At 55.6% G+C, this 5,496-nt stretch carries 4 protein-coding genes and 1 pseudogene; 1 reads left to right on the top strand and 4 read right to left on the bottom strand.

Features of this window, described 5'->3' with window-relative positions; genetic code table 11:
- Positions 1-579 precede the first annotated feature (579 nt).
- The 3 genes and pseudogenes from E8F11_RS04520 to rfaH all read right to left on the bottom strand — a co-directional run bounded on the left by E8F11_RS04520 (position 580) and on the right by rfaH (position 2,700).
- Positions 580-1,740 (bottom strand): hypothetical protein, encoded by a 1,161-nt coding sequence (locus E8F11_RS04520; RefSeq protein WP_280287617.1) that lies wholly within the window; start codon positions 1,738-1,740, stop codon positions 580-582.
- A 5-nt stretch (positions 1,741-1,745) separates the two neighbouring features.
- Positions 1,746-1,909, bottom strand: a pseudogene (locus E8F11_RS04515) (IS5/IS1182 family transposase); the annotation flags it as partial.
- 284 nt (positions 1,910-2,193) lie between these two features.
- Entirely contained in the window at positions 2,194-2,700 is a 507-nt protein-coding gene (gene rfaH / locus E8F11_RS04510; RefSeq protein WP_280287616.1) for a transcription/translation regulatory transformer protein RfaH, read from the bottom strand.
- A 518-nt stretch (positions 2,701-3,218) separates the two neighbouring features.
- Here rfaH and E8F11_RS04505 point away from each other — a divergent pair.
- Positions 3,219-3,581 carry a WbqC family protein gene (locus E8F11_RS04505; protein ID WP_348529756.1) on the top strand — a complete coding sequence of 121 codons (363 nt, stop codon included), beginning with the start codon at positions 3,219-3,221 and terminating at the stop codon, positions 3,579-3,581.
- A gap of 685 nt (positions 3,582-4,266) precedes the next feature.
- On the opposite strand, the gene E8F11_RS04500 is transcribed toward E8F11_RS04505, so the two are convergent.
- On the bottom strand, positions 4,267-5,406 hold the full coding sequence (locus tag E8F11_RS04500; protein ID WP_280287593.1) for an IS481 family transposase: 1,140 nt from the start codon (positions 5,404-5,406) through the stop codon (positions 4,267-4,269).
- Positions 5,407-5,496 lie beyond the last annotated feature (90 nt).

The following is a 5,496-nucleotide window of genomic DNA, read 5'->3' as shown; positions in this document are numbered from 1 at the left end:
ACCCTACGGTGGACGCGAGTGCGGGCGTCACGATTTGAATCCGTTGCTGGCCTAAAGCCGAGCTACGGAGCCGCCCGGTAGGGTGCGCCGCGCGCACCAGCGGTTGGACATCACTCCCCGCTTGACCTCAAAAGCGGTGCGCATGGCACACCCTACAGTGGAGGCGAGTGCGGGCGTCACGATTTGAATCCGTTGCTGGCCTAAAGCCGAGCAACGGAGCCGCCCGGTAGGGTGCGCCGTGCGCACCAGCGGTTGGACATCACTCCCCGCTTGACCTCAAAAGCGGTGCGCACAGCACACCCTACGGTGGAGACGAGTGCGGGACTCATGCCTCGAATCCGAAGGTAGGCTCCGCCCCCCTTCCAGAGGGCAGCACCAACCTTCGCGCTTGGCGCATGACCTCTGCGCCTGGCTCGCCGCCGAACTTGTAGGAGCGAGCTTGCTCGCGAACATTCCGAGCACGACCTTTCGCGAGCAAGAACTCGGCGTCCCTCTCGCTCCTGCAGAAACGCCCACTTCATCCTGCTAATCGGAGTATTTCGATCGTCACCGGCAGAGCCGATGACTCATGACCACCCTCTAAGGACGTGGTTTCCCAAGTTCAAATGAACGGGAATGCCTTCTGAGGCCAGGAACCTCATTGCGGTAGGGCTTTGGCATTTCTTGCTTAACCTGGGGATTAACCAAGCGATACGATATGTATAAAACTATGAACATGGTGTTTGAGTATATTATTACGTTGTCCGTGGCGAACAACACACTAATATAGATAGCCATGATTCTGGATTTGTCTTCCCCCAACCCGCCAATGGAGTAAAAAAAGTAGATAAAAAATATAATTCCATATTCATAGAATATTTTCAGCGTATCGCAGTGCAAATTCGGATTCAGCAACTCGCCGTTATACATCGAGAGCGCCCTTTCGTAGGCAGTACCAGCACCGTTCCCGAATATCAAACCGGATGGGTGCAAGATAATATCCTGGACGACGCCGGCATATAACTCATTTCTTCCCAGGGTAAAGCCGGATGGGGTTTTCCCAGTAAGATCAAGAATCACGTCATCCATTGCGCCACTCGTGAATATCACTATTGAAGCCACGACCAAGGCATTCAAGGAAAGAACGGCAATTCTGCTAATCAGGAGGTTCTTGAAGTTCCCAGGCATCATCCACAACAATATGCATACCAGGAAGCCAAGCAGGGCTATTCGCTTGAGGGTTATTATCAGGAGCAATAAGGCAATTATGGTCAGCGCACGCTTTTTGTTCAGGGCAAATGCCAAGGCAAACGCACCGAACACGAAGGACTCAGAACCCTCGAGGAATGACGTTGAATCTGAAATGGATAACTGGCCGAAATCCCTTGATAGCGCAGAAACAAAAAATACCGCCGTGTAGATATAAAACACACTCTCTATGGATATTCCTCTTCTCTGGAATAGAGCCAGAGGGACTATGTAGGAAGCGATGAAGAATACGTCTTTCGCTCCCAGTTCGAGATTCCCCCACATTATTGATACCGCCGGCCAAGCCAGCAGCGCAAGAAAAGGCAGGTCCGCCTTTGTAATTTCCGCTTGAAACTTGAACTGCCTGACAGCCAGGATCAATAGCGTAATTGGCAGAGCCAGGTACTTTATATACCTCGCCCCATCGACCATATAATCCAACCCTGATAGACACGAGACCACCAGAATCAGAATGAATATTCTGGTGTCATTGAGCGTTAGTTTACTCTGCATCTGATTTATCTCGTGTCTGTACGGGTTCTGTACGAGCAGTACTTCCGTAAGCAGCGCAGCGCGCCGACCGGCATGACCAAGGCGGCAAGACTTGTTGCCAGCCTGTCGTAGCAGGTCCCGCCCTGCGGCTCTCCTGCAACCAGCCGAACATCCACTCAATGATGTTGCGATCCAGGCACGCTACCGCCCCAGATTTTCAGGCCTGCATCTGACAGCGAAGGAGCCGGATCCAAATGTTTCAGAAGCAATGCTCGCAGCCTTGCGCGCCGAACAATGCGCGGCGCACCGCGACGAGTGGAAGGATAGTTAGGGGGCATCCGTGCGGACGGACACCCATATCGCCCGCAAAGCCGCCAGTCGGATTCCTCCCGGTCCTTCATGTCCACGGATCACGGTCGTTGCACGCATGGGCAGGTCGATGCATTGCGCCTAGCCTGGCAAGCGACGCCCTCTTCAGAGCTTTCTGATGCCAGCCAAAGGCATGAGAACTTTCTGTTCGCGCTGCAAGAAATTGAGTAGAAGAACCACCCGCTCCTCGCCATCCATTGCCATGAAAATGGCCTCGAGGTCGGTAAAGGGTCCCTCGTTGATACGAACCCTTTCACCAACCGAGAGCAGTTCTTCTTCGCAAGGCGCATATTCGCGCTGCTGAAGTTGTTCGATCAGGCCGTCACTGAGAACCGCCGGCTGATTACCAAAGCTCACGATACGGCTGACACCTCGCGTTGAACGCAAAGGCCCCCAGTTGTCCAGCAGACTGAGGTGGACGAACAGGTACCCCGGGAAAAGCGACTCTTCCGCGATTTCCCGGCGGCCTTTAGCCAGCCGCTCGCGCCGGAGTTTGGGGTGATAGCAGACATAATCCTGACGCAGCAGGTTTTCCTCAGCACGTTCTTCCTGGCGCACCTTGCACTGGACTACGTACCAGGCCCTGCTTGCACTTTCCTGACTGGAGCTCATTTGCGGCAACTCCCCTGCTCGTATCGCGGCAGTGAAATGGAGCGCCGCGCCTCTCGACGCTACGAACATAAGGCACATCATGGCGCGTTGCCATCCACCCTGGCGGCTGAAAATCGGCCTTGAGATCAGCGCCTGCTTGGCGTGATGACCCTCGAAAAGCGCGTCAGCACGGGGCCGCCGCATTTCCTACCGTCTTGAAGCCGCGCAGGGGCATAGCACAGGTGGGCCGACGAGCCCCGTCAAAATAACGACTAGCGGGAACCACGAATCAACTCACTGACCTCCTGGATTGTTTTGTAAACGAATTTATCCACTGTGAGGGTGTGCCTCGCGTATCAACTGCGGGCTAAAACAGCGCACTGTCCGGCCCACCCAACGGGCCTTGAAGCCAACTACCGCACTTGACGCAGGCAGAACGAAATATTTCGAATAACTTTCTGGAGCGACGCAGAAAGTAGTTAATTTTGGCACTGCTAGAATCGCCAAAAAATCGAACGAGCGCATGATGGCGCGCAGTCATGTCCAAAACGATTTCAATAATGCAGCCGTATGCCTTCCCATATATCGGGTATTTCTGCCTGATCGAGGAGAGCGACGTGTTTGTATTTTATGATGACGTTAACTATAAAAAGCGCGACTGGATCAATCGCAATAGAATCCTGATAAACGGGCACCCGCACAACTTCACCACCCCACTGTCGAAAGGCAGTCAAAATAAATTAATTTGCAATATACAAACGCATTCCTTTGAAGACTTTAAACGTAAATTTCTCAAACAGGTACAGCGAACCTATAGAAATCCCCATTCTACGAAGTCGGCTATAAGTATGTTTATGATGTCCTCAGCGCCGAAAACGAATCAATTTCCGATGTGGCAATAAAATCGATTGAGAAGTTTTATGAGATGACTGGGGGAAACAAGAAATTTGTTCGCTCTTCGGCTTGCTTTCCGCATACAAGGGGCATGACCAGACCCGATAGGCTCATTGAAATTACAAAGCTTCTTCACTCGAATAGCTACGTAAACTCCATTGGAGGCACGCAACTCTATTGGAAAGACTACTTCGCGAACAGAGGCGTGAACCTGTCATTTGTAAGGCCAAGGTTAAAAAGCTATAAACAGGCCGGAACAAGAGATTTTATTTCCGGACTATCCATCATTGACGTAGTCATGAATAACGATATAGAAAATATAAAACTGCACTTGCAGTCTTATGAGCTTGTTTGAAAGTTGATCACCATGAACCTGACTAAAACGCCTGACCGCAGAATAACTAATGAATCACCCGTCTTTCCTCTAAGCCCCTTCTGAAAATGACTTCCCGCCTCTGCTAAAATACTCCAGTCCCGTTGCATTGTTTTGTCCAGTAAACATCCACGTTTGTAGAACGTGGACTTGTCTTCGCCCCCTAGACGCACCAGGGGCCGAAACTCCTGCACTTGCCCCACCGTAGCGCACCGATCGCGGGATCAGCCCCTGCGCCTCGCTCAACCATTGGTGCGCACGGTGTTCAGCCGGGATAGATGGGTAACGCCTGTCGGGAGACATGGGTAACGGGTTGATGATCATGTCACGCGTTGCCTCAAGTCGAGTTGGCGCAGGGTCTTGTGGATGAACACCACATCGTAGACGCCCTCGACGGCGGTGGGGCGGATCGCGACGCGCTCCCCGTACAACCCCCCGCCGACGAACACGCGGCGGCCCTGGAAATTGATCTGTCCGATGCGCCCGACCTTGAGCACCCGGTCGCTCGCTTCGTAGTCCAGTTCCGGCAGTTGCTCCGGGTAGCTGCGCCGACTGGGCTGGTAGCGCGTGATCGGCGGCAACTGGCCCAGCGCCTCATGCGGGCGATCGTGGTTGTACTGCTCCCGCCAGTGCGCCATCGCCTGCTGGCAGTGCGCCAAGTCGCGAAACGCGCGGTGCAGCACTTCACGCTTGAGCGTCTGGTGGAAGCGCTCCAGCTTGCCCTGGGTCTGCGGATGGTGGGGGCGGCTGTGGCTGACCTCAATGCCGAGGCGCATCAGCCAGACCTCCAGGGCGGACAGTCCGCCGGCGATGTTCGAGCCCCAGGGCGGGCCGTTGTCGGCGGTGATCCGGCGTGGCAGGCCATAGCGGCGAAAGACCTGGATCAGGTGCGGCCGCACCAGTTCGAGGCGTTCGCCCTCGCAGGCTTCCAGGCAGAGGGCAAAGCGCGAGTGATCATCCAACAGCGTCAAGGGGTGGCAGCGCGGCGAGCCACCTGCGTTGAGATGGAAGTGGCCCTTGAAGTCCATCTGCCAGAGCTCGTTCGGCTGAGCGTGCTCGAACCGCTGCGTCGCCGGGACCTCGGCCGTCTCGGCGTGGTAGCGCACCTGGCAGCCCTGGCGGCGGAGGATGGCGTCGATGGTGCTGTGGTGGGGCCGCGCGAACTCGGCCGGCAGCAGGCTGCGCAGCTTGCGGGCGCCCCAGAACGGGAACCGGCGGTGCAGCTGCACCACCGCCTCCTCCAAGCGGGGGTCGCTGCGCCCCGGACTGTGCTGCGGCCGCCGCGAGCGGTCCTGCAACCCCGCCTCACCGTGCTCGCGGTGGCGCTGCAGCCATTTGTAGGCGGTTTTCGGGCTGATGCCGTAGCGCCGGCACAGCTCGCGCACGTTGCTCTGCGGCTGCTCGGCCAACCGCACGAACTCGCGTCGAATCGACATGGTGCTGCACTCCTGCCACGGCATCGCTCGAACTCCAATTCGAAGGATTCCGCAAGCCTAGAAGCGTTACCTATGTCTCCCGACACCCGTTACCTATGTCCCCCGGCTGAACAC

This window comes from Pseudomonas sp. BN417 (assembly GCF_029871205.1).
Classification (GTDB): domain Bacteria; phylum Pseudomonadota; class Gammaproteobacteria; order Pseudomonadales; family Pseudomonadaceae; genus Metapseudomonas.
Note: the sequence above shows the minus strand (reverse complement) of the source record. Positions and strands in the feature narration are given on the sequence as shown.

What these genes read in the sequence shown, in the direction of transcription:
- E8F11_RS04520 (WP_280287617.1), bottom strand. Translation starts at nt 1,740, where the DNA reads ATGCAGAGTAAACTAACGCTCAATGACACCAGAATATTCATTCTGATT.
- rfaH (WP_280287616.1), bottom strand. Translation starts at nt 2,700, where the DNA reads ATGAGCTCCAGTCAGGAAAGTGCAAGCAGGGCCTGGTACGTAGTCCAG.
- E8F11_RS04505 (WP_348529756.1), top strand. Translation starts at nt 3,219, where the DNA reads ATGTCCAAAACGATTTCAATAATGCAGCCGTATGCCTTCCCATATATC.
- E8F11_RS04500 (WP_280287593.1), bottom strand. Translation starts at nt 5,406, where the DNA reads ATGCCGTGGCAGGAGTGCAGCACCATGTCGATTCGACGCGAGTTCGTG.